The following is a 24,941-nucleotide window of genomic DNA, read 5'->3' on the forward strand; positions in this document are numbered from 1 at the left end:
GCGCCCCCCGTCAGTACTGCTTACTTTTTCTGTTCTTTCTTGACGTCGGCTTGCACCACCACCGGTTCGGCCTTGGCCAGCTGCACCGGCAAACCCTTCAGGTGGTTCAGCGCCTGGTGCAATTGGAAATCGTCCTTGCTGCCAAATTCCAGCGGCTTGCGGGTCTTTTCCAGGGCGATGATGCGCAATTGCTCTTCCATCTCGTCGTTGACGGGGGCCGCCTTGGTGCTTTCCTTGTCGCGGTCGTTGCTCAGGTGCTTGGTCAGGTCCGCTTCGCGGATGCGCAAGCCGTTGAGGCCGTCGCCGTCCGCATTTTCATCGACCAGCAAGTCGGGTACGATGCCCTTGGCCTGGATCGAGCGGCCATTCGGCGTGTAGTAGCGGGCCGTCGTCAGCTTGACGGCCGTGTCGGCCGTCAATTGACGGATGGTTTGCACGGAACCCTTGCCGAAGGTTTGCGTGCCGATGATGGTGGCGCGCTTGTAATCCTGCAGGGCGCCGGCGACGATTTCCGAGGCCGAAGCCGAACCCGTGTTGACGAGCACCACCAGCGGCACTTTCTTGATGGCGGCCGGCAATTTCGCCAGGGCATCGCCTTCCGAGCGGAAGGTATAGTATTCGGCGCGGCCGTAGAACACCTGTTTCGAATCGGGCAACTGGCCATTCGTCGAGACGATGGCCGCGTCCTTCGGCAGGAAGGCGGCCGACACGCCGATGGCGCCCTGCAGCACGCCGCCCGGATCGTTGCGCAGGTCCAGCACCATGCCTTTGAGGTTCGGGTCTTGCTGGTAGAGCGCCGTGATCTGCGCGGCCATGTCGTCGACGGTGGGTTCCTGGAATTGCGACACGCGCAGCCAGGCGTAGCCCGGCTCGACGATCTTCGCTTTCACGCTCTTTTGATGGATTTCCTCGCGCGTGATGGTGAAGGCCAGCGGCTGCGGTTCATCCTTGCGGGCAATCGTCAGCGACACCTTGGTGCCCGGCTCGCCGCGCATGCGCTTGACGTTGTCGTCCAGGCTCACGCCTTTCACGGGCTGGCCGTCGAGGCGGGTAATCAGATCGCCGGCCTTGATGCCGGCGCGGTAGGCGGGCGAATCCTCGATGGGCGAGACGATCTTGATGTAGCCGTCTTCGCTGAGGCCAATTTCAATGCCCAGGCCGACGAACTTGCCTTCGGAACCTTCGCGCAGCTCGGCGTAGGCTTTCTTGTCGAGGTAGGCGGAATGGGGGTCGAGCGAGGCAACCATGCCGGAAATGGCGTCTTCCAGCAGTTTCTTGTCTTCGACGGGTTCCACGTAATCGGACTTGATCAGGCCAAACACATCGGCCAGCTGGCGCAACTCTTCCAGCGGCAGGGGCGGCTCGACGGTTTTTTGCGCCATGGCGGAAAATTGCAGCGACACGGCGACGCCGGCTACCACGCCCAGGCCGATCAAGCCGGTATTTTTGAGTTTGCCCATCATTGCACCTTTGCAGCTAGCGTGTCTTGCACAAGCGCCAGTCCCCGTGGAGCGGCGCTTTGTTGAAAGTATAGACCTGAATCTCTGCCGGCGTGGGCCGGTCGTGGAAAAAGCGTGCCTGGGCCCAGTCTACGCGCGAAAACGGGGCGGTCAGCTTGCCATATGTTGCGGTTTTGTATGCGATGTATAGTTACTCTTGAGGGGAGTAAGCATTTGTAAGAGTCGAAAAAAAGCGTGTGCCGCGGCCCTATAGTGGACTCGCATTCTCGACCCGAAGTGGTTTTGCCTGCGTCTGCGGACGCAGGCTTTTTTTTATCCGGAGCCTCCATGACCTCGTTGACCTTTCTCCCCGCCGTGCGCCGTTTCGGCCTGGCCTTGCTGCTGGGTGCGACCGCCTTGACCGCCTCGGCCGTGCCGATTGCCGACATGCGCCTGGAAGACTTGTTGCCCATGGCGCCCGATTTCAAGACGGAATTGAAGCTCAATGCGAATCAAAGCACCTTGTGGCAACAGGTGGAAGGGAAATCGCGCCAACTGTTGCGCGAACGCAAGGCGCGCCGAGAACGCCTGCAAGCGGCGGTGACGCAGGGTTTGCAAACGCCCCGGCTGGAGTTGCGCGACTTGCTCGCCGGCCTGGACACGGAAAGCACGCAGAGCCTGGCCGAAGAAAAGCAGCTGCGCGAATGGTGGCTGAGCGTCAACGATGCCCTCGACGAGAACCAGCGCCAGATGGTGGCCCAGTTCATCGCCGGCCAGATGGCGCGCGTGATGGACGCCGCCGCGCCCAGCAGCGAGTCGCGCGGCGCGCCCGGTGGCGAGCACGGCGGGCGCAAGGGCGGCAAGGGGGGAATGGGCGGCATGGGCGGTGCGGGCGTGAGCATGGGCAGCGGCGGTGCCGGCATGACGTTGCCCGGTAACTGAGGAGCAGTCCGGGGGCAAGGATGGTCAAAGGGCATGGTCGCGTGCTACATTCCTGCAGCGCCTGGCGCGGCAGGCTATCCGCCCGCAGCTATCCGCCCGGTCTCTTTGACATGCCCCATAAGGACAATCCGTGAATCGCTATCTCTTAAGCAGTCTGACCCTGACCCTGTTGGCTGCGTTTGCCCATGCCGCCGAACCCGCATCCGCCGTGGCCGCCCCGACCGTGGCGCCCAGCGTCGCGCCTGCCGCCGCTGGCGTCGTTTCCGGCATCGATGTGCAGTACATCGACCCTGCCGTGCGCGTGCAAGACGACTTCTTCACCCATTTGAATGGCAAGTGGCTGGCCACGGCCGAGATTCCTGCCGACAAGTCGAGCTGGGGTTCGTTCGCCAAGCTGCGCGATGACACCACGCCGCAATTGCGCGGCATCATCGTCGCCACGCAACAGGACAAAAACAAGAAGGCCGGTTCCGAAGCGCAGAAAATCAGCGACCTGTACGCCAGCTACATGGATGAAGCCAAGCTCGAAGCGCTGGGCACGAAGCCGCTGGCCGGCGAACTGAACCGCATCCGCTCGTTGCGCGACAAGAAGGGCGTACCGGCCCTGATCGCCCACCTGAGCCAGACGGGCGTGTCGACCCCGTACGCCGTCTATGTGGGCCAGGATGCCCGCGCCTCAACGAAATATGCGGCGTACGTGAGCCAGAGCGGCCTGGGCATGCCAGACCGCGATTACTACCTGGAAGCCAAGCAGGCTGACGTCAAGGAGAAATACCAGGCGCACGTGGAAAAGATGCTGGCCATGGCCGGCGACAAGAACGCCGCTGCCCGCGCCAAGGCTGTTGTTGCGCTGGAAACGGCCCTGGCCGAAGTGCAATGGACCAAGGTCGAGAACCGCGACCCCGTGAAACGCTACAACAAGACCGACATCAACAAGCTGAACGACCTCACTCCCGGCTACGACCTGAAGTCCGGCCTGGCCGCCCTGGGCATCGCCAACAAGGTTGATTACGTCATCGTCAACCAGCCGAGCTACCTGAGCGGCTACAACAAGGTACTCGCATCCGCCGACCTGGACACCCTGAAAGCGTATTTCGAATGGCAGTTGCTGCGCAGCTATGCCAGCTACCTGTCGAAAAACTTCGTCGACGAAAGCTTTGCCTTCTACGGCACGGTGCTCAGCGGCGTGACGGAAAACCAGCCGCGCTGGAAGCGTGGCGTGGGCGCCGTCGAAGGCGTGCTGGGCGAAGCCGTCGGCAAACTGTATGTCGCGCAATATTTCCCTGCGGAGCGCAAGGCGCACATGCAGGAATTGGTGAAAAACGTGCTGGCCGCCTACAAGGACAGCATCGACACCCTGGACTGGATGAGCCCGGAAACCAAGAAGGAAGCGCAAGCCAAGCTGGCCAAGTTCACGCCGAAGATCGCGTATCCGAACAAATGGCGCGATTACACGAAGCTGCAGATCATCCAGGGCGACCTGGTGGGTAACATGATGCGCGCCGCCAACTTCGGTTCCGCCCGCCAGGTGGCCAAGCTGGGCAAACCGATCGACCGCGAAGAGTGGGGCATGACGCCGCAAACGGTGAACGCCTATTACAGCTCGACGATGAATGAAATCGTCTTCCCGGCCTCTATCCTGCAACCGCCATTCTTTGACGCCAACGCGGACGACGCCGTCAACTATGGCGCCATCGGCGCCGTCATCGGCCATGAAATCAGCCACGGTTTCGATGACAAGGGCAGCCAGTCCGATGGCGACGGCAACTTGCGCGACTGGTGGACCCCGGCCGACCGCAAGAATTTTGCGGCCAAGGCCGACGCGCTGACCAAGCAATACGATGGCTACAGCCCATTGCCTGGCTACCACGTCAACGGCGCCCTGACCCTGGGCGAAAACATCGCCGACAACTCGGGCGTGGCGATCGCCTATAAAGCCTATAAAATCTCGCTGGGCGGCAAGCCGGCGCCCGTGCTCGATGGCTTGACGGGCGACCAGCGCTTCTACATGGGCTTTGGCCAGGTGTGGCGCAGCAAGATGCGCGAAGCGCAGCAAATCGTGCAGATCAAGACCGATCCGCATTCGCCGGGCCAGTACCGCGCCAACGGCACCATGGTTAACCAGCCAGGTTTTTATGAAGCGTTTGGAGTGAAACCGGGCGACAAGATGTATGTCGCTCCGGAAAACCGCGTGATCATCTGGTAATCACGTGCACGTCGTAGAAAACGTACTACTGTAACAACAGAAAAGACCACCTCGCGTGGTCTTTTTTGCATTCTGGCCAAAGTTTTTTCTGTCGTTTCGGCCGGTATGCTACAGTCAAAAACCGGGCCAGAAGCCTTGGGCCTTCTGACCCTTATATTCCACACAATATAATATAGAGGACAACCGTGAATCGTTATTTGTTAAGTGCATTGACCCTGAGTTTGCTGGCCGGCGTGTCCGGCATGGCTGGCGCCGCTGATTCTGCGAAGAAAGCTGCTGCCGCTCCCGCCACGGCCGTCGCCGCTGCGGCGCTGACGTCCGGCATCGCCGTCGAATACGTCGACCCTGCCGTGCGCGCGCAGGACGATTTGTTCCAGCACCTGAATGGCAAATGGCTGGCGGAAACCGTCATTCCAGCCGACAAGTCGAGCTGGGGCAGCTTTGCCAAGCTGGCCGACGATACGCAAACGCAACTGCGCGGCATCGTTGAAGGCGCTGCCGCCGACAAGGCCCGCGCGGCCGGTTCGAATGCGCAGAAAATCGGTGATTTTTATAACAGTTTCATGGACGAAGCCAAGCTGGAAAGCCTGGGCCTGACCCCTTTGAACGCGGAGCTGGCGAAGATCGCCGCGCTGCAGGACAAGGCGGAATTGCCGGCCGTCATCGCGCACTTCAGCAAGCTGGGCGTGACCTCGCCTTACGACTTCGCCATCCACCAGGACGCCAAGGATTCCACCAAATACGTGGCCGACATCGTGCAAAGCGGCCTGGGCTTGCCTGACCGCGATTACTACCTGGAAGCAGGCAAGGCCGACATGCGCGCCAAGTACCTGGCCCACGTGGAAAAAATGCTCAGTTTGGCAGGTGATGCGAACGCGGCCGCCAATGCCAAGGCCATCCTGGCGCTGGAAACGGAACTGGCCAAGGCGCAATGGAGCAATGTGCAGAATCGTGATCCCGTCAAGACCTACAATAAGGTGGAACTGGCGAAACTGGCCGCCGTGGCGCCAGGCTACGACTGGGCCCGCTACCTGAAGGATACGGGCATTGCCGGCAAGGTCAATTACGTGATCGTCAGCCAGCCCAGCTACCTGAAAGGCTTTGCGGAGATCGCCAACAAGACGCCGCTGGAAACGTGGAAAGCATACTTCCAATGGCACTTGCTGCACGCTAACGCAGGCTACCTGCCAAAAGCGTATGTCGATGAAAACTTCGCATTCTATGGCACCACCCTGACGGGCGTGACGGAAATGCGTCCGCGCTGGAAACGCGGCGTGGGCGCCGTCGAAGGCGCGCTGGGCGAAGCCGTGGGCCAGCTGTACGTGGAACAATATTTCCCGGCCGAGCGCAAGGTGCGCATGGAAGCGCTGGTGAAAAACCTGATGACGGCGTACAAGCAAAGCATCGACAAGCTCGACTGGATGAGCCCTGTCACCAAGAAACAGGCGCAAATCAAGCTGGCCAAGTTCACCACCAAGATCGGCTATCCGAACAAATGGCGTGATTACTCGGGCCTGACGGTGGCGTCGGACGATTTGATCGGCAACATCCAGCGTTCACACCTGCTCAACTACAACCGCGAATTGAACAAGCTGGGCCAGCCCATCGACCGCGACGAGTGGGGCATGACGCCGCAGACCGTGAACGCCTATTACAACCCGGAAATGAACGAAATCGTCTTCCCGGCCGCCATCCTGCAAGCGCCGTTCTTTGACGCCAACGCGGACGACGCCGTCAACTACGGCGCCATCGGCGGCGTGATCGGCCATGAAATCAGCCATGGCTTCGACGACCAGGGCGCCCAGTACGACGGCGACGGCAACCTGCGCGACTGGTGGACCAAGGCAGACCATAAAAACTTCGCCAAGAAAACCAAGCAGCTGGTGGCGCAGTACAACAGCTTCAGCCCCGTCAAGGACCACTTCGTCAACGGCGAGCTGACCCTGGGCGAAAACATCGCCGACAATTCCGGCGTGGCGATCGCGTACAAAGCGTATAAATTGTCGCTGAACGGCAAGAAAGCCCCCGTCATTGACGGTTTCACGGGCGAGCAGCGTTTTTATGCTGGCTTTGCCCAGGTATGGCGCATGAAGATGCGCGAAGCGCAGCAACTGGTCTTGCTGAAAACAGATCCGCACTCGCCAGGCCAGTTCCGCGCCAACGGCACCATGCGCAACCAGCCCGGCTTCTATCAAGCCTTTGACGTGAAACCGGGCGACAAGATGTATCTGCCACCAAAAGACCGCGTCATCATGTGGTAAGACGCTTGTCCCAGGCATAAGTTGCCAGCCGCCCCGCGCAAGCCGGGCGGCTTTTTTACGTCGTTTGATCTGGCGCAAATTGCGGGTAAAAAAAACCGCCCATCCGGGCGGTTCCTTGATACTGCACGTTGCTTACTTGGCAGGTTCTGCGGCAGGAGCAGCGCCATCAGCGGCAGCGGCCGGTGCCGGCACTTCCGGTTCCTTGAACTTGCCGCCCGACGCGTTGGCGATGTAGACGACGGCGCGCGCTACTTCCACATCGTCGAGGTCGGGATTGCCGCCCTTGGCAGGCATCGCGCGCAAGCCTTCGATGGCGTGTTTCAGGACCGTATCGTAGCCCTGGGCCAGACGGGCCGACCAGCTGCCCGCGTCGCCAAATTTCGGTGCACCGGCCACGCCGGCGCCATGGCACGCCACGCAGGTCGCCGTGTACACGGCTTCGCCGCTTTGCAGCACTTTCGGACCGCTGGCATCCTTGAAGGTAAAGCCGGCATTGGCCACCGGGCTCAAGCGCTCGGCAATGGCTTCCGGCGACTGGCTGTCCGTACCGGCGCCCGTCAGTTTTTGCGCCGTGACGAACTGCACCAGCAGGATGATGCCGATGACGGTGATGAGGAAGAAGCCAGCTACGGCGGCAAGCAATTGTTTAGGCGTTTTGATCGCTGATTGTTGTTCGTTATGTGCGTCGCTCATGATGTCCTTAGTCCAGATTTGAAACTGATGGCCGTGTAAGGTAGCATTTTTACATGCTTGTATGTAAACCTTTATGAAACCCACAATTATAGGCACAAAAATTGAGCAGCGACATGCAATTGCCAGCGATACGACAGTTTCCGTAGACGTAGGTAAAGAAAAACGGTATCCTTCGCATCACTTCAGAAATTCCCCCTACGCGGCTGTAGCTCAGTGGATAGAGTATTGGCCTCCGAAGCCAAGGGTCGTGGGTTCGATCCCCGCCAGCCGCACCAGACAAATCAAGACCCCCGTTGTTTTATCCAGCCGGCATTCCCATGCGGCTGCATGCTGTATCCCCCATTATTACTTCAGCAAGCCTGACAAGGCCTGTATCGCTGCTTGCCAGCTTGCGAGAGATGCCATGCGCGTCGCTCACCCGAAAACGCTCCTGACGCCCCTGTCGTTGTCGCTTTGCAACCTCCAAAGTCTTTCCAGCTGCCGATATCAAAATTGATATCGAAACAGTGGAAAAATTGATTGGAGAGATTATCTCCCAGCCCCTAAGATAAACGCCGAGCATGCGAACGACATGCAAGCGACATAAAAAATATCAATACAATATCTGGAGATTCATGATGCGCAACGCCACCGGCCCGCTCGCGGCCACTTCCCCTCGTCCATTCACCCTGAAGGCAGCTGTTGCGGCACTGGCCGGTATTGGCTTGCTGAGCACGGCATCGGTCTGGGCGCAGGAGGCGGTGGCGGCGGACGCCAGTGCCGAGCCGGCTGCGGAAGTGTCGGTCGTGACCGTCAGCGGCGTGCGCCGCTCGGCGCAGAATTCGCAGCAGATCAAGATGCGCTCGGACCAGGTCATCGATTCCATCGTGGCCGACGACATCGGCAAATTCCCTGATAACAATGTAGCCGAAACCCTGGCGCGTATTTCCGGCATCCAGATCCGCCGCGATTCGGGCGAAGCGAGCGCCGTCATGATCCGCGGCTTGCGCGATGTCACGACCCTGCTCAATGGCCGCGAACTGTTCACCACCACGGGTCGCTACGTCAACCTGGCCGACATTCCCGCCACCATGCTGCAGCGCGTGGACGTGTACAAATCGCAGGGCGCGGACCAGGTCGAAGGCGGCGTGGCCGGCATCATCGACGTGCGCACCAACCGCCCGTTCGACTTCAAGGATTTCACGGCCAGCGTGAACACGCGCGCTGTCTACAGCGACAAATCGAAAGCCACGGACCCGAACATCAGCGGCATGGTGGCTAACCGCTGGAAGACGGGCATCGGCGAAGTGGGTGCGCTGTTGGGCCTGTCGCAGCAGCAGCACCGTTACCACGAAGAGCGCGCATTCAATACGGCGCCTGTGGATAAAAGTTTCCTGTTGCCCGGTTTGACGGGGCCGGACCAGGTGGGCTTGCTGCCGATCAAGGGTGACCGGCGCCGTAGCACCGCCAATGCCGTGCTGCAATGGCGCCCGAACGCCGACGTCGAACTGTACGCGGAAGGCATGGCCACGCGCTTCCTGCTCGATGCGGAGTCCGACTACTTTGTCGGCTTGCCATGGTGGGGCACGCCCGTGTCGGCAACAAAAATTCCCGGCACCGACCAGCTGCAAACGCTCACTTCCACCAACGTCAACACCATCATGTCGACGCAGGCGAACAAGAACCAGACGAAGACGCATCAGTTTGCCGTGGGCGGCTTGTGGGATATCAACCCGGAATGGCGTTTCACGTCGGAAGTGGCCAGCACCAAAAGCACCTATGCCTGGCGCAACCCGATTCTCGATGCGATTACCGTCGTGCCGAATGCCCGCATCAATACCAACCAGAATGGTACCTTGCACGTCGACTACACGGGCATCGATTTGCAAGACCCGTCGAATTACTATTTGAAGGGCTTTTTCGACCGTTACGGCCGGGATCAGGGCAGCTCGAACGACGTGCGCGCCGATCTGGCGTACACGCCGAGTGCCGGCGGTATCTTCAAGGAAATCAGCGTCGGCCTGCGCGGCGTGAAGCGCGAGGCCGAATCGATCAAGAGTTTCGAGGGCAATGCGGAAGCACCGGACGTGTCCGGTGCCGCGTTTCCGTTCAGCCGCCAGAGCGTGACGTCGATTCCTGGCCTTAATTGCTTGTCGGAACCGATGTCCAGCGGTGGCCCCGACTATGGCTTGAAGCAATGGTACACGCCGTGCGCCAGCTTCCTGCTCAATAACACGGGCACGATCCGCGAAGCCGTCACGGGCAGCAGCGCGGCGCGCGCCATGGACCCAGGCTCATTCTTCAAGGACACGGAAAAGACGTATTCCATCTATACCAAGGCGAAGGTCGCCTTCAAGCTGGCCGAATATCCCGTCGACGGCACCCTGGGCGTGCGCGTCGTGCGCACCGAGCAAAGTCTGCAAGGCAACAGTTCGCAAGATGGCGTCTACACGCCTGTCATCAGCGACACGGCCAGCACCGACGTGCTGCCGAGCGTGGCCCTGAAAATCAAGCTGCGCTCTGACCTGGTCGGCCGCTTCGCTGCCGGCCGCACCATCAGCCGCCCCGGCTTTTCCCAGCTGAACCCGGGCGTGGCCCTCGTCAATTCGACGGAAACAGTCAAGGCGACAGGCGCGGGCGGCAATCCGAACTTGAAACCGGTCACGGGCGACAATGTCGATGCCGCGCTGGAATGGTATTTCGCGCCAGCCGGTTCCGTCACGGCCACCGTCTTCCACCACAAGTTCGACGGCTATATCCAGCAACGCATTTCCAGCGAAACCATCGCCGGCAAGACCTACGACGTGGACCGCCCGTACAACACGGCGGCCGGCAAGCTGCAAGGCCTGGAAATTGGCTACCAGCAGTTTTATGACGGCTTGCCGGGCTTGTTGAGCGGCCTGGGCTTGCAAGCGAACGGCACCTACATGAGCGGTACCACGGACGACGAGACGGGCAGCCATGCCATCACGGGCGTATCGCGCTATGCCTACAACCTGGTGCTGCTGTACGAAAAAGATGCGTGGTCGGGTCGCCTGGCCTACAACTGGCGCTCGAAATTCATCGACAGCTACAACCAGGGCGGCCCCGGCCTGGACCTGAAAGTGGCGGCCACAGCCCAGCTCGACGGATCGCTGTCGTACAAAATCAACGACCAGTTCACCGTGACCCTCGATGGTAATAACTTGCTCGACACCAAGTTCAAGGATTACTGGAACACGCCGGGCGTGTATGCACGCGATACGCGCCGCTATGACCGCACGGTAGGGTTATCCCTGCGCTGGAAAATGTAAGTTGGTCGCACAGTAAAAAATCAAGGGCGTTGCCATGGTTTCGGCCGGCAACGCCCCTGTCAGTTGGGCAGTCACGCACGATTCATCATAAAAAGAATGGACGGAAAGCATGGAGACGCAAAAATTATCTACCGTTGAAAAGGTCGGCTTCGGCGCCGGCGACATGGCGCTCAATGTCGTCATTTCGTCGATGATGCTGATCATCACCTTTTTCTATACCGATATCTATGGCTTGAAAACCACCGACCTGGCCCTGCTGTTTGTGGCCGTGAAAGTCATCGGCGCCATCGCCGACCTGGTCATGGGCCAGATCACCGACCGCTACAGCTTTGCCTCGGGCCGCTACCGACCGTATCTGCTGTGGCTGGCCGTGCCGTATGGCGTCAGCGTCTTCTTTGTCTTCAGCACGCCCGAGTGGCAGTATGACGCCAAGCTGATCTGGGCATATTCGACGTATATTTTGATGACCATCATGACGGCCGGCGTGGGCATCCCCTACATTTCCCTGATCAGCGGCCTGACCAGCGACCCGCAGGACCGCCTGTCGGCCAACGGCTACCGCCTGTTCTTTGCCAAGATCGGCGCCTTCATGGTGACCATCGTCGTACCCATCCTGTCGCAGCGCTGGGGCGGCGGCAATCCAGCCGTCGGCTACCAGGCAGCCATGGCCGTAATGGCCGTCATGGGCGTGGCCCTGTTCCTGTTCTGCTATTTTTCTACCACCGAGAGGGTCGTGCACGTGGTGGAAAAGCAATCGTTGCTGGCGCAATTGAAAGTGCTGCTGCAAAACGACCAATGGCTGGTGCTGTGCGGCGTGTGCGTCACGGGCACCATCGGCTATGTCGTACGCGGTTCCGTCGCCATTTATTACGCGAAATACTATCTGGGCGGCAGCACGGAAACTGTCGCCGCCTTTTTGACCACGGGCGTGGTGGCCGCCATCCTGGCCATGATCGCCTCGACCTGGATCACCAAGTTTTACTGCAAGGTAAAACTGTTCCGCTACACGCAGATCGGCGTCGCCCTGATCAGCCTGGCGATCTATTTCCTGGTAAAACCGAGCGATACCGTGCTGGCCTTCGCCCTGTATTTCCTGCTGTCGTTTGTCGTGGACTTGCACGCGCCCGTGTTCTGGTCGGCCATCGCCGAGACCATCGACTATGGCCAAGTGAAAACGGGCAAGCGCGTCTCCGGCTTCGCCTTTGGCGGCATTTCCGTGTGCCAGAAGGCGGGCATGGCGGTGGCGGGCGGCCTGGTCGGCGTGCTGCTCGCGTATTTCGACTACCAGCCCAACCATGAGCAAACGCAATTCGCCCTGAACGGCATCGCCCTGATGCTGTCGATCATCCCCGGCTTTTTCCACTTGCTGATGGGCTTGCTGATGTTCAAGTACCGCATCAGCGACGAGTACTACAGCGGCGTCAAATCGGAAATGCACAAGCGCGGTTTTGTGGCCGCCTAAGCAATAACTGAACGGAGTAAATAACATGACAGAAGTACTGACCCCGCTGATCGAACAGCGCGCCGACCCGCATATCTACCGCCACAGCGACGGCTACTATTACTTTACGGCGTCCGTGCCCCAGTACGACCGTATCGAACTGCGCCGCGCCGACAGTATCGCCGGCCTGGCCGACGCGCAAACGGTCGACGTGTGGCACAAGCCGGAAACGGGGCCGTACAGCGAGCTGGTGTGGGCGCCCGAGCTGCACTTCAACCAGGGCGCCTGGTATGTGTATTTCGCCGCCGCGCCGAGCCGCGAGATCAAACATAAACTGTTCCAGCACCGCATGTATACGATCCGCAATACGCATGCGAATCCACTGGACGGCGCGTGGGAATTCATGGGGCAGATCGATACAGGCATCGACACCTTTTGCCTGGATGCCACCACCTTTACGCACGACGGCGTGCTGTACTACCTGTGGGCGCAGAAAGATGTCGCCATCGAGGGCAATTCGAACCTGTACATCGCGCCGATGGCCACGCCGTGGCAGCTGGCCGGGCCGCCCGTGATGCTGAGCAAGCCGGAGTTCGACTGGGAAATCCGCGGCTTCTGGGTCAACGAGGGGCCGTCCGTGCTGAAGCGCAACGGCAAGATCTTCATCAGCTACTCGGCCAGCGCCACCGATGAAAACTACGCGATGGGTCTGCTGTGGGCCGACGAGTCCGCCGACTTGCTCGACCCGTTTTCGTGGAGCAAGTCGCCCGAGCCCGTGTTTGCCACCTGCTATGAGCACGGCATCTACGGCCCCGGCCACAACAGCTTTACGACGGCCGACGACGGCGACGGCGTTTTGCTGGTGTACCATGCCCGCACCTACACGGAAATCGTCGGCGACCCGCTGTGGAACCCGGACCGCCACACCTTTGTCAAACCGCTGCGCTGGGATGCGCAAGGCATGCCCGTGTTCGGCCGCTCATCGACCCTGTAAAACCTGGACCCGACGCCATGACCCCAGTTGATTCTGTTTCAGTGACGCAAGCGCCGTTCGGCACCCTGCCTGATGGCCAGCCCGTCAGCGTATTTACCCTGACGAACCGCCAGGGCATGCAAGTCAGGGTGCTCGACTTTGGCGCCATCATCAGCGAAATCCACGTGCCGGACCGCGACGGCACTTTTGCCGACGTAGTGCTCGGTTTCGAGCGCATCGAACCGTATCTGGCCAACGGCGCTTTTCTCGGCGCCGTCATCGGCCGCTACGGCAACCGCATCGCCGAGGGACGTTTCAGCCTCGATGGCAAGGATTACCAGCTTGCCGTCAATAACGCGCCGAATCACTTGCACGGCGGCAACCAGGGCTTTCACCAGGTCATGTGGCAGGCCAAGCCGTTCACCCGGGGTGATGTCGTTGGCGTCACGTTCACGCGCAGCAGCCCGCACGGCGAAGACGGCTACCCTGGCAAGCTGGACGTTACCGTCGTGTACGAACTGGACAACGACAACGCGCTGAGCCTGCGCTACCATGCCGTCACGGACCAGGCCACGCCGATCAACCTGACCAACCACAGCTATTTCAATTTGGCGGGGCAGGGCACTATCCTCGGCCATGAGCTGTCCATCAACGCGGACCGCTACCTGCCCGTGGACGCGGGGTCGATACCCACGGGCGAACTGGCGGACGTGTCCGGCACACCGTTCGACTTGCGCCAGAGCACCGTCATCGGCGACAGCATAGCCCTGCCGCATGAGCAACTGCGCATCGGCCGCGGCTACGACCATAACTTTGTGCTGAATAAACAGGCAGATAACGGGCTGAACCTGGCCGCCACCGTGCGCGATCCGCAATCGGGCAGGGTGATGCAGGTGTACACACAGGAGCCCGGTGTCCAGTTTTATTCGGGCAATTTCCTCGACGGTAGCCAGCCCGGCAAGCTGCGCGCCAACAGCTACCGCAGCGCGCTATGCCTGGAGACCCAGCATTTCCCGGATGCGCCGAACCAGTCCCACTTTCCGAACACCATCTTGCGTCCGGGTAAGGAATATCGGACGCAAACCGTGTACCGCTTTTCCGCCGAGTAAGCTCTCTGCCAAAACAGCCCACGCCCTGCCGCCACGCGCCCGCAGGGCGTTTTCATTGGGACCTGCTGATACCGTTTTCGATATCGGAACGCATTAAAAATTGATTGGAAAGGCATGGCAGGATTCTTTAGTATTCCAACATCGCTGCCCGGGCCGACGACCTTAGATCCGGCATGGCACAACCAGGAGAATGGCATGTCTGAGACAAAAAAGAAGGTAGCCCTGCGCTCGGCCGAGTGGTTCGGCTCGCAGGACAAGAATGGCTTCATGTACCGCAGCTGGATGAAAAACCAGGGCATACCTGACCACGAATTTCATGGCAAGCCCATCATCGGCATCTGCAATACCTGGTCCGAACTGACCCCCTGCAACGCGCATTTCCGCCAGCTGGCCGAGCACGTCAAGCGCGGCATCCTGGAAGCGGGCGGTTTCCCCGTGGAATTCCCCGTCTTCTCGAACGGCGAATCGAATTTGCGCCCGACGGCCATGCTGACGCGCAACCTGGCGTCGATGGACGTGGAAGAATCGATCCGCGGCAATCCGATGGACGCCGTCGTGCTGCTGGTCGGCTGCGACAAGACCACGCCAGCGCTGCTGATGGGCGCTGCCAGCGTCGATATCCCGACCATCGTCGTCAGCGGCGGTCCCATGCTGAACGGCAAGCTGAACGGCAAGGACATCGGTTCCGGCACCGCCGTGTGGCAGTTGCACGAGCAGATGAAGGCCGGTTCCATCACCTTGCACCAGTTCATGTCGGCCGAATCGGGCATGTCGCGCTCGGCCGGTACCTGCAACACCATGGGCACGGCCTCGACCATGGCCAGCATGGCGGAAGCGCTGGGCACCTCGCTGCCGCACAACGCGGCTATTCCCGCCGTCGATTCGCGCCGCTACGTGCTGGCGCACATGTCGGGCATCCGCATCGTCGAAATGGTGCATGAAGACCTGCGCCTGTCGAAAGTGCTGACGCGCGAAGCATTTGAAAACGCCATCAAGGTCAACGCCGCCATCGGTGGCTCGACCAACGCCGTGATCCACCTGAAAGCCATTGCCGGCCGCATCGGCGTGCCCCTGGAGCTGGAAGACTGGACCAAGGTAGGCCGCGGCACGCCGACCATCGTCGACCTGCTGCCGTCGGGTCGTTTCCTGATGGAAGAGTTTTACTACGCGGGCGGCTTGCCGGCCGTGATACGCCGCCTGGGCGAGGGCGACTTGCTGCCGCACAAGAATGCGCTGACCGTCAACGGCAAGTCGCTGTGGGACAACTGCGTCGAAGCGCCGATCTACAACGACGAGGTGGTACGTACGCTGGACAACCCGCTGCTGGCCGATGGCGGCATTTGCGTGCTGCGCGGCAACCTGGCCCCACGCGGCGCCGTGCTGAAACCGTCGGCCGCCTCGCCGCATCTGATGCAGCACCGCGGCAAGGCCGTCGTGTTCGAGGATTTCGAACATTACAAGGCGCGTATCGTTGATCCGGATCTCGATGTGGACGCGAACTCTGTGCTGGTGATGAAGAATTGCGGCCCGAAAGGCTATCCGGGCATGGCCGAAGTGGGCAATATGGGCTTGCCGCCGAAACTGCTGGCGCAAGGCATTACCGACATGGTGCGCATCTCGGATGCGCGCATGAGCGGCACGGCCTACGGCACCGTCGTCCTGCACGTGGCGCCGGAAGCCATGGCCGGCGGCCCGCTGGGCATCGTCCGGGATGGCGACATGATTGCCCTCGATTGCCACAACGGCAGCCTGAACATCGACATCAGCGATGCGGAAATCGCCGAGCGCCTGGCGAAGCGCGAACTGGGCAGCGCGCCCGGACCGAAGAGCGGCTACCAGCAGCTGTACATCGAACACGTGTTGCAGGCCGACGAAGGCTGCGATTTCGACTTTCTGGTCGGCAATCGCGGTTCCGCCGTGCCGCGCCACTCACATTAAGCGGAGAGAATCATGCTGTTGCTGCAATTTACGAATGAACACGGCGGGCGCCTCGTCGGCCTGCTGCAAGACGACCAGATCCGCGTCATCGAAGGCTACAACACGACCTATGCGCTGGCGCAAGACGCCATCCGCAAGAAGGTCAACCTGGCGGAGCTGGTCAATGCCACTGTTGGCAACGCCACGCACTTGTATGCGGATGTGGCCGCCAGCGGCCGCCTGCTGGCGCCGCTCGACCACGCCGATGAAGCGCACTGTTACGTGACGGGCACGGGCCTGACCCACCTGGGCAGCGCCGGCGCGCGCGACGCCATGCACAAGAAGATCGGCGGCGACGCGGAATCCTTGAGCGACTCCATGAAAATGTTCCGCCTGGGCGTGGAAGGCGGCAAGCCGGCTGACGGCACGGCTGGCGCCCAGCCAGAATGGTTCTATAAAGGCGACGGCTCCATCGTGCGCGCTGGCGGCCAGCCGCTGCGCATGCCGGACTTTGCCCTCGATGGCGGCGAAGAGCCGGAAATCGCCGGCCTGTACGTGATCGGCGATGACGGCCAGCCATATCGCGTCGGCTACGCCATCGGCAATGAATTCTCGGACCACATCACGGAACGCCAGAACTATCTGTACCTGGCCCACTCGAAGCTGCGCGCCTGCAGCGTGGGCCCGGCCCTGCTGGTGGGCGAATTGCCCGTGCATATCGCCGGTGCCTCGCGCGTGCTCGATGCGGCAGGCAATGTGCGCTGGGAAAAGGCATTTGTCAGCGGCGAAGAGAATATGTCGCACACGATTGCCAACCTGGAACATCATCACTTCAAGTATCCGCTGTTCAAGCGCCCTGGCGACGTGCACGTGCACTTCTTCGGCACGGCAACGTTAAGCTTTGCCGATGGCGTGAGCGTGGCGCCGGGCGAAACCTTTGAAATCGAAGCGCCGGCCTTTGGCCCTGCCTTGCGCAACCGCCTCGACGTCTTCCCAACCGAATTTGCGAAAGTGAGCACATTATGAGTTTCAATATCACCGGTGATGCATTGATCGGCGGCGTCGCCGTCAAGGGCAATGGCGGCTCCTTCGAAGCCTGGGACCCGGCCGCGCGCGCCCACATCGCGCCCGCCTTCCACATGGTTGACGTAGCACAAATCGACGAGGCTTGCCGTCTGGCGCAAGCCGCATTCGACCCGTTCCGCGCCACCACGGATGCGCAGCGCGCCGATTTTCTGGACACCATCGCCGCGCAAATCGGCGAACTGGGCGACGACCTGATCGTGCGCGCCATGACGGAAAGCGGCTTGCCGCGCGCGCGCCTGGAAGGCGAACGTGGCCGCACGGTGGGTCAATTGAAACTGTTCGCCGGCTTGCTGCGCGAAGGATCGTGGACGGATGCGCGCATCGACAGCCCGCTGCCTGACCGTACGCCACCGCGTCCTGACTTGCGCTTGCGCATGATTGGCCTGGGCCCCGTCGCCGTGTTTGCTGCCAGTAACTTCCCGCTGGCCTTCTCGGTGGCGGGCGGCGATACGGCCTCGGCCCTGGCTGCCGGCTGCCCTGTCGTCCTGAAAGCCCACTCGGCCCACCCTGGCACGTCGGAACTGGTGGCGCGCGCCATCGTCAAAGCGATTGCCATCTGCAAGCTGCCGGCCGGCGTGTTCGCCTTGCTGACGGGCACGGGCAATGGCATCGGCCAGGCGTTGGTGGCCCATCCAGCCATCCAGGCTGTTGGCTTTACGGGGTCGCGTTCGGGCGGCATCGCCCTGATGAAGGTGGCGGCGGAACGTGCGCAGCCGATCCCCGTGTATGCGGAAATGAGCAGCATCAACCCCGTGTTTGTGCTGCCGCAAGCCCTGGCCGCCCGTGGCGCGGCGATCGCCAGCGGTTTTGCCGCTTCGCTGACGATGGGCGTGGGCCAGTTTTGCACCAATCCCGGCCTCGTGCTGGGCCTGGAAGGCCCTGACTTCACGGCCTTTGCCGCCGCTGCCGCCGACGCGCTGGCGCCGGCGCCGGCCGCCACCATGTTGACGGCCGGCATAGCCAGCAGCTATGCCAAGGGCGTTGCCGCCCTGGCGCAGCACGCCGACGTGACGCCGCTGGTGCAAAACACGGGCGACGAAGGCAAGGGCGCCGCGGCCCTGTTCGTCACTTCGGGCGAGGCCTTCCTGGCCAAGCACGATCTGCGCGACGAAGTCTTCGGTCCGGCCTCCTTGCTGGTGGCTTGCCGCGACATGCAACAGTTGCTGGAGATTACGGAAAGCCTGGAAGGCCAGCTGACGGCCACCCTGCAGATGGATGCCGGCGACCTGGAAGACGCGCGCCGCCTGCTGCCCGTGCTGGAACGCCGCGTGGGCCGCATCCTGGCCAACGGTTTCCCGACGGGCGTGGAAGTGTCGACGGCCATGGTGCACGGCGGCCCGTTCCCGGCCACGTCGGACGGCCGCAGCACGTCGGTGGGCACGGCGGCCATCAACCGCTTCCTGCGCCCCGTGTCGTACCAGAACCTGCTGCAGGACTTGCTGCCGGAGTCGCTGCGCGACGATAATCCGCTGGGGATTTGGCGCCGTCACGATGGCGTGCTGGGCAAAGACTAAAACCTACTGCGCGGCGCGATTTGCGGCCTGTGATGCTCACTGTGCATGCGCACAGTTCCGCGTCTCGGCCACAACTCGTTGCCGCTCGCTACGGTTTTATTGGTAAAAATAAAAAATACACAGGTGGAGACAAGATGAAGCAATTGGCGAAATATGGCAGCTTGGAGGGCAAGCGCGTGTTCATCACGGGCGGCGGCAGCGGCATCGGCGAATCCCTGGTGGCGGAGTTTGCCGCCCAGGGCGCGCTGGTGGCGTTTGTCGATATTGCCGTGGAAGCGAGCGAAGCCCTGTGCCGCCGCCTGGCCGAAGCGGGTCTGGCGGCGCCACTGTTCCGTCATTGCGACATCACGGATATTCCCTCCTTGCAAGCCGTCATGGCCGAACTGGCCGGCAAGCTGGGTGACTTCGATATCCTCGTCAACAATGCCGCCAACGACCAGCGCCACCAGGCGCAGGACGTCACGCTGGAGTACTGGAACGAGCGCATTGCGATCAATCAGCGTCCCATGTTCTTCACCTGCCAGGCCGTTTTCGAGGGCATGAAGCGCAAGGGCGGCGGTTCCATCATCAATGTCAGCTCGATTTCCTGGCACATGAAGTCGGGCGGCTATCCCGTGTATGCCACCACCAAGGCGGCCGTCGTGGGCCTCACGCGGGGCCTGGCGCGCGATTATGGCGCCCACAATATCCGCGTCAACACGGTCACACCGGGCTGGGTCATGACGCAGCGCCAGATCGATCTGTGGGTCGACGACGCGGCGGAAGTGGAAATCAAGAAAAGCCAGTGCTTGCCAAGCAAGCTGATGCCACAGGACATCGCCGCCATGGTGCTGTTCCTCGCCTCGGACGATGGTGCTATGTGTTCCTCCCAGGAATTCATTGTGGATGCTGGCTGGATCTAAGCCTTAGCGCATCGTTCAATCCGCGCCGGGACTGACCGGCACCTCCGATCTAGAAATACCCTCTTGCCGCCCCAACCCCGCGGCAGGAGAGGCATCGCCATTCCATTGCCGGGTTGATCCCGGCCCTTGCTTTTCACTCAAAAACAGGAGACAGCATGAAATTCATCCATACCAGCATCGTGGCCTTCAGCCTGGCCATGGTCGCCGGCAGCGCCTTTGCCGCGCCCGTCAACGTCACCATCGACGTGGCCAAGCCCGGTTCCGTGATCAACAAGAACGTGTACGGCCAGTTCGCCGAACACCTGGGCACCGGTATCTATGAAGGCATGTGGGTGGGGCCGGAGTCCAGCATTCCGAACACCAAAGGCTGGCGCAATGACGTGCTGGGCGCGCTGAAACAGTTGCACGTGCCCTTGGTCCGCTGGCCGGGCGGCTGTTTTGCCGATGAATACCACTGGAAGGATGGCATCGGCGCGCGCGCCCAGCGTCCGACCAAGGTCAACACCAACTGGGGCGGCGTGGAAGAATCGAACGCCGTCGGCACGCACGAATTCTTCGACCTGGCCGAGCTGCTGGGCGCGCAAACCTATATCAACGGCAACCTCGGGTCCGGCACGCCGCAGGAAATGTCCGAATGGCTCGAATACATGACCTCGGACAGCAAATCGACCCTGGCCGAGCTGCGCCGCAAGAATGGCCGCGCCCAGCCGTATAAAGTCGATTACTTTGGCATCGGCAATGAAGCCTGGGGTTGCGGCGGCAATATGCGCCCGCAGTATTACGCCGACCTGTACAAGCACTATCACACCTTCATGAAGACGCCGGAAAGCGCGCGCCCGAAATTCATCGCCAGCGGCGGCAATGACGACGACATCAGCTGGTCCAGCACCCTGAGCCGCGAAATCAAGCCGAACATGATGGACGCCATCAGTTTCCACTACTACACGGTACCGACCGGCGTCTGGGAAAAGAAGGGCGCCGCCACAGGCTTTGGCGAAAATGAGTGGATTTCCACCCTGAGCCGCACCCTGCGCATCGATAGTTTGATCAAGAACAATATCGCCGCCATCGACAAGAACGATCCCTCGAAAAAGACGGGCTTGTACGTCGATGAATGGGGCACCTGGTACGACGTCGAGCCGGGCACCAACACGGGTTTCCTGTTCCAGCAAAACAGCTTGCGCGATGCGCTCGTCGCCGCCCTGAACTTCAATATTTTCCACGCCCACGCGGACCGTGTGCGCATGACGAATATCGCGCAAATGGTCAACGTGCTGCAGGCGATGATCATTACGGACAAGGACAAATATTTCCTCACGCCTACGTATCACGCGTTTGAAATGTACGTGCCGTTCCAGGATGCCACCTCGCTGCCGGTCGCCATCAGTGGCAATGGCAAATACAGCCTGGGCAAGGTCAGCATTCCGGAAGTGAGCGCCTCGGCCGCGCGCGCCAAGGATGGCAAGGTGTACTTGTCGCTGGTCAACACGAACCCGCACAAGGCCATCGACGTGAGCGTGGCACTGGCGGGCAAGCAAGTGGCCAGCGTGACGGGCCGCGTGCTGACCGCTGGCAAGATGGATGCCGTCAACAGCTTTGCGCAACCGCAAGCCGTGCAGCCGGTGGCGTTTAATGCCAAAGCGCAAGGCGGCAAGCTGACCGTGTCCGTGCCCGCCAAGGCCGTGGTGGTGGTGGCGGTCGAATAAACCTGCCGATTTTGATATATCCAGCCGGCCCGCATGACGGGCCGGCTGGTCATGTGGAGAACACGATGCGATTTTCGATAACGATGGCCTTGGCGGCCATGCTTGCCTTCAGCCCCGTCCAGGCGAGCCAGGTCAGCGTGCACGACCCCGTGATGGCCAAGGAAGGCGACACGTATTATCTGTACAGCACGGGTCCCGGCATCACCTTTTACAGTTCGAAAAACATGGTCGACTGGCAGCCGGAAGGGCGCATCTTCGCGGGCCAGCCTACGTGGGCAAAAACAGCTGCTCCCAGCTTTGACGACCATATCTGGGCGCCCGACGTGCAATTTCACGACGGTAAATATTATCTGTACTACTCGGTATCCGGCTTCGGCAAGAACACGTCCGGCATCGGCGTGACCGTCAACACGACCTTGAATCCCCGCTCACCCGACTACCGCTGGGTCGACCAGGGCATGCTGCTGCAGTCCGTGCCCGAGCGCGACGAGTGGAACGCCATCGACTCGAACATCATCACCGACGCGAAGGGCACGCCGTGGATGTCGTTCGGCTCGTTCTGGAATGGCATCAAGCTGGTGAAACTCAACAAAGACTGGACCCGCATTGCGGAACCGCAAGAGTGGCATTCCCTCGCACGCCGCGTGCCCCTGCCGCCAAGGGCAGGCGAATTCAAGCCAGCGCCCGAGGAAATTGAGGCGCCGTTCATCTTCCAGCACGGCAACGATTACTTCCTCTTTGTGTCCTGGGGCTTGTGCTGCCAGAAGGAAAAAAGCACCTATCACCTGGCCGTGGGTCGCTCCAGGAGCGTGACGGGACCGTACCTGGACAAGGATGGCCGCGACATGGCGCAGGGCGGCGGCACGGTGCTGCTGCAGGGCGACAAGGATTGGAAGGGCCTGGGCCACAACAGCGCCTACACGTTTGACGGCAAGGATTACCTGGTGCTGCACGCGTATGAGACGGCGGACAATTATTTGCAGAAGCTCAAGATCCTGCCCATGACGTGGGACAAGGATGGCTGGCCGCGGGTCGATGCGCGCGACTTGAACCGCTACCAGAGCCGCCAATTGCCGGCTGCCCAACCCTAAGGGCGCACCATGCACAAGACCGTGTTGATGCTGGCGCTGGCCGCCAGCGGCCTTGCCACGCCTGTCCTGCAGGCAGCCGAACTGTTTCCCCTCGCATCCGTGCGCTTGAACGCGGGGCCGTTTCTCGACGCACAGATGACGGATTTGCACTATTTGCTGGCTTTCGAGCCGGACAAATTGCTGGCGCCGTTTCGCCGCGAGGCGGGCTTGCTGCCAATCCAGCCCAGCTATGGCAACTGGGAGTCGACGGGTCTCGATGGGCATTTGGGCGGGCATTACCTGTCCGCGCTGGCGCTGATGGTGGCGTCCACGGGCGATGCGCAGGCGCGCGAACGCCTGAACTATGTGGTGGCAGAACTGAAGAAATGCCAGGACGCCAATGGCAATGGTTATCTGGGCGGCATTCCCGATGGCAATGCCGCCTGGCAAGCCATCGCCAAGGGAGAGTTGCAGGCGGATACCTTCTCCGTCAATGGTAAATGGGTGCCGTGGTACAACCTGCACAAGGTATTTGCGGGCTTGCGCGACGCGTATCAGTATGCCGGCAATGCCGAAGCCAGGAGCATGCTGATCGCCTTGTCGGACTGGGCCGTGAAACTGTCGGGGTCCTTGAGCGATGAGCAGATGCAAGCCATGCTGCGCGCCGAGCACGGCGGCATGAACGAAGTGCTGGCCGACGTCTACACGATGACGGGCGACCAGCGCTACCTGGACCTGGCCGTGCGTTTTTCGCACCAGGCGGTCTTGCAACCTTTGGTGGCCCGGCAAGACAAGCTGACGGGCTTGCATGCGAATACGCAAATCCCGAAAGTGATCGGTTTCGAGCGCATCGGCGCGCTGACGGGCCGGCGCGACTGGCAGCAGGCGGCGCAATTCTTTTGGCAAACTGTGCACGACAAGCGCACGGTGGCCATCGGCGGCAATAGCGTCAAGGAACATTTTCATGACGAGCACGATTTTTCTTCGATGGTGGAAGAGGTCGAAGGGCCGGAGACGTGCAACACCTACAATATGCTCAAGCTCACGCAGCAGCTATTTCGCCGCGATGAGCAGGTCAAATACACGGATTACTACGAGCGCGCCCTGTACAACCATATCCTGTCGTCGCAGCGCCCGGGCACGGGTGGCTTCGTGTATTTCACGCCCATGCGCCCGAACCACTACCGCGTGTATTCGCAAGTGGACAAGGGCATGTGGTGCTGCGTGGGTTCCGGCATCGAAAGCCAGGCCAAATATGGCGAGTTCATCTACGCGCATGACGGCGACGCCCTGTACGTGAACCTGTTCATGGCGTCCACCCTGGACTGGGCACAGCAGGGCGTCAGGATCGTGCAATCGACCCAGTTTCCCGACCAGGACACGACGCGCATCAAGGTGCTGGGAAATAAAACCTTCAGCATGAAGATACGCTACCCGCAGTGGGTAGCCAAGGGCAAGTTGCGCGTCAAACTCAATGGCAAGTCCCTGCGGGTGAACGGCGCGCCGGGCGAGTATGTGACGATCACGCGCGCCTGGAAAGCGGGCGACACGGTCGACGTGGTGCTGCCGATGACGACGCGCCTGGAACAGATGCCGGACCAGTCGAATTACTACGCCGTGCTGCACGGCCCCATCGTGCTGGCCGCCAGGACGCAGCCGTTTGCGAATGAACAACTGAACTATTTTGCGGACGACTCGCGCATGGGCCATATCGCCCACGGGCAAGTGTGTCCGCTGGAATCGTCGCCGCTGTTCGTCAGCGACACAAAAGAGTTCATGCACAAGATCAAACCCGTAAAAGGCCAGCCGCTGACATTCACGGCGCCCGGCTTGATCCAGGGCAAGGATGCGGCGACGATCAAACTGATCCCGTTCTTCCGCCTGCATGACTCGCGCTACATGCTGTACTGGCCCGTGTCCACGCCCGCCAGGCTGGCGCAGCTGCAGGAATCCACGCGCCAGGCGGAATCCGAGCGCCTGGCGCTCGACGCGCAAACCATCGACCAGGTGGCGCCGGGACAACAGCAGCCCGAGTCCGACCATTTCTTCCAGGCCGAAGGCGGAGAAAACGGCGTCAACAAGGGGCGGCACTGGCGCCATGCGACGGGCTGGTTCAGCTATGAATTGAGCGACCCGCAAGCCGAGGCGAGGATATTGCGCCTGACCCTCTCTACCCTCGATGCGGGCAGGACCTTCGACGTGCTGGTGAACGGCACGAAGCTGCAGACGGTTGCCGTGACGGTCGATGCGCCGCAGGAATTGCATACGCTCGATATCGCCATTCCCAAGGCGCTGGTGGCGACGGAGAACGGCAAGCTGGTCGTGAAATTTGTCGCCGGCAAGGATTCCGTGGCGGGCGGCCTGTACGGGCTGCGCTTGCTGCGCTGAGTCGCAGGAACGGGCAAGGACG

Annotated in this window: 16 protein-coding genes and 1 tRNA gene; 15 read left to right on the forward strand and 2 right to left on the reverse strand. The window is 61.2% G+C overall.

Going from position 1 to position 24,941, the window contains the following annotated elements; all coding sequences use genetic code 11:
• Positions 1 to 20: 20 nt before the first annotated feature.
• Positions 21 to 1,463: a S41 family peptidase gene (locus AC3IQ7_RS02130; RefSeq protein ID WP_099377780.1), complete on the reverse strand. Its 1,443-nt coding sequence runs from the start codon at positions 1,461 to 1,463 to the stop codon at positions 21 to 23.
• A gap of 324 nt (positions 1,464 to 1,787) precedes the next feature.
• On the opposite strand from AC3IQ7_RS02130, the gene AC3IQ7_RS02135 reads away from it, so the two are divergent.
• The 3 genes from AC3IQ7_RS02135 to AC3IQ7_RS02145 all read left to right on the forward strand — a co-directional run bounded on the left by AC3IQ7_RS02135 (position 1,788) and on the right by AC3IQ7_RS02145 (position 6,848).
• Positions 1,788 to 2,381, forward strand: coding sequence for a hypothetical protein (locus tag AC3IQ7_RS02135; protein ID WP_489208231.1), 594 nt, complete (start codon positions 1,788 to 1,790; stop codon positions 2,379 to 2,381).
• A 130-nt stretch (positions 2,382 to 2,511) separates the two neighbouring features.
• Positions 2,512 to 4,587, forward strand: a complete 2,076-nt coding sequence (locus AC3IQ7_RS02140) for a M13 family metallopeptidase (RefSeq protein WP_489208232.1) — start codon at positions 2,512 to 2,514, stop codon at positions 4,585 to 4,587.
• Between the two features lie 185 nt (positions 4,588 to 4,772).
• Positions 4,773 to 6,848, forward strand: coding sequence for a M13 family metallopeptidase (locus tag AC3IQ7_RS02145; protein ID WP_489208233.1), 2,076 nt, complete (start codon positions 4,773 to 4,775; stop codon positions 6,846 to 6,848).
• A gap of 132 nt (positions 6,849 to 6,980) precedes the next feature.
• Here the strand turns inward: AC3IQ7_RS02145 and AC3IQ7_RS02150 are convergent, their stop codons facing one another.
• Positions 6,981 to 7,541, reverse strand: a complete 561-nt coding sequence (locus AC3IQ7_RS02150; protein ID WP_046681924.1) for a c-type cytochrome — start codon at positions 7,539 to 7,541, stop codon at positions 6,981 to 6,983.
• A 199-nt stretch (positions 7,542 to 7,740) separates the two neighbouring features.
• On the opposite strand from AC3IQ7_RS02150, the gene AC3IQ7_RS02155 reads away from it, so the two are divergent.
• From AC3IQ7_RS02155 to AC3IQ7_RS02210, 12 genes are all read left to right on the forward strand, one after another.
• Positions 7,741 to 7,816: transfer RNA gene (locus AC3IQ7_RS02155), tRNA-Arg, on the forward strand.
• Between the two features lie 339 nt (positions 7,817 to 8,155).
• A complete protein-coding gene (locus AC3IQ7_RS02160; protein ID WP_489208235.1) occupies positions 8,156 to 10,813 on the forward strand; it encodes a TonB-dependent receptor in 2,658 nt (885 codons plus the stop codon).
• A gap of 109 nt (positions 10,814 to 10,922) precedes the next feature.
• The gene (locus tag AC3IQ7_RS02165) at positions 10,923 to 12,275 is read left to right on the forward strand and encodes an MFS transporter (protein ID WP_489208236.1); all 1,353 of its coding nucleotides are present in this window, start codon (positions 10,923 to 10,925) and stop codon (positions 12,273 to 12,275) included.
• A 25-nt stretch (positions 12,276 to 12,300) separates the two neighbouring features.
• The gene (locus tag AC3IQ7_RS02170; RefSeq protein ID WP_489208237.1) at positions 12,301 to 13,248 is read left to right on the forward strand and encodes a glycoside hydrolase family 43 protein; all 948 of its coding nucleotides are present in this window, start codon (positions 12,301 to 12,303) and stop codon (positions 13,246 to 13,248) included.
• Positions 13,249 to 13,265: 17 nt separating this feature from the next.
• A complete protein-coding gene (locus AC3IQ7_RS02175) occupies positions 13,266 to 14,336 on the forward strand; it encodes an aldose epimerase family protein (RefSeq protein WP_489208239.1) in 1,071 nt (356 codons plus the stop codon).
• Between the two features lie 195 nt (positions 14,337 to 14,531).
• Positions 14,532 to 16,274: an IlvD/Edd family dehydratase gene (locus AC3IQ7_RS02180; RefSeq protein ID WP_035823649.1), complete on the forward strand. Its 1,743-nt coding sequence runs from the start codon at positions 14,532 to 14,534 to the stop codon at positions 16,272 to 16,274.
• A gap of 12 nt (positions 16,275 to 16,286) precedes the next feature.
• Positions 16,287 to 17,279 (forward strand): AraD1 family protein, encoded by a 993-nt coding sequence (gene araD1, locus AC3IQ7_RS02185; protein WP_489208240.1) that lies wholly within the window; start codon positions 16,287 to 16,289, stop codon positions 17,277 to 17,279.
• A complete protein-coding gene (locus AC3IQ7_RS02190) occupies positions 17,276 to 18,853 on the forward strand; it encodes an aldehyde dehydrogenase (NADP(+)) (RefSeq protein ID WP_489208241.1) in 1,578 nt (525 codons plus the stop codon). Before araD1 ends, AC3IQ7_RS02190 begins: the two co-directional genes overlap by 4 nt.
• Before the next feature lie 134 nt (positions 18,854 to 18,987).
• On the forward strand, positions 18,988 to 19,755 hold the full coding sequence (locus AC3IQ7_RS02195) for an SDR family NAD(P)-dependent oxidoreductase (protein WP_489208242.1): 768 nt from the start codon (positions 18,988 to 18,990) through the stop codon (positions 19,753 to 19,755).
• Between the two features lie 155 nt (positions 19,756 to 19,910).
• Positions 19,911 to 21,461: an alpha-N-arabinofuranosidase gene (locus AC3IQ7_RS02200; RefSeq protein ID WP_489208243.1), complete on the forward strand. Its 1,551-nt coding sequence runs from the start codon at positions 19,911 to 19,913 to the stop codon at positions 21,459 to 21,461.
• A gap of 65 nt (positions 21,462 to 21,526) precedes the next feature.
• Entirely contained in the window at positions 21,527 to 22,552 is a 1,026-nt protein-coding gene (locus AC3IQ7_RS02205) for an arabinan endo-1,5-alpha-L-arabinosidase (RefSeq protein ID WP_489208244.1), read from the forward strand.
• 9 nt (positions 22,553 to 22,561) lie between these two features.
• Positions 22,562 to 24,919 (forward strand): beta-L-arabinofuranosidase domain-containing protein, encoded by a 2,358-nt coding sequence (locus tag AC3IQ7_RS02210; RefSeq protein WP_489208246.1) that lies wholly within the window; start codon positions 22,562 to 22,564, stop codon positions 24,917 to 24,919.
• Positions 24,920 to 24,941 lie beyond the last annotated feature (22 nt).

It is taken from the genome of Janthinobacterium sp. GL_088 (assembly GCF_057837845.1).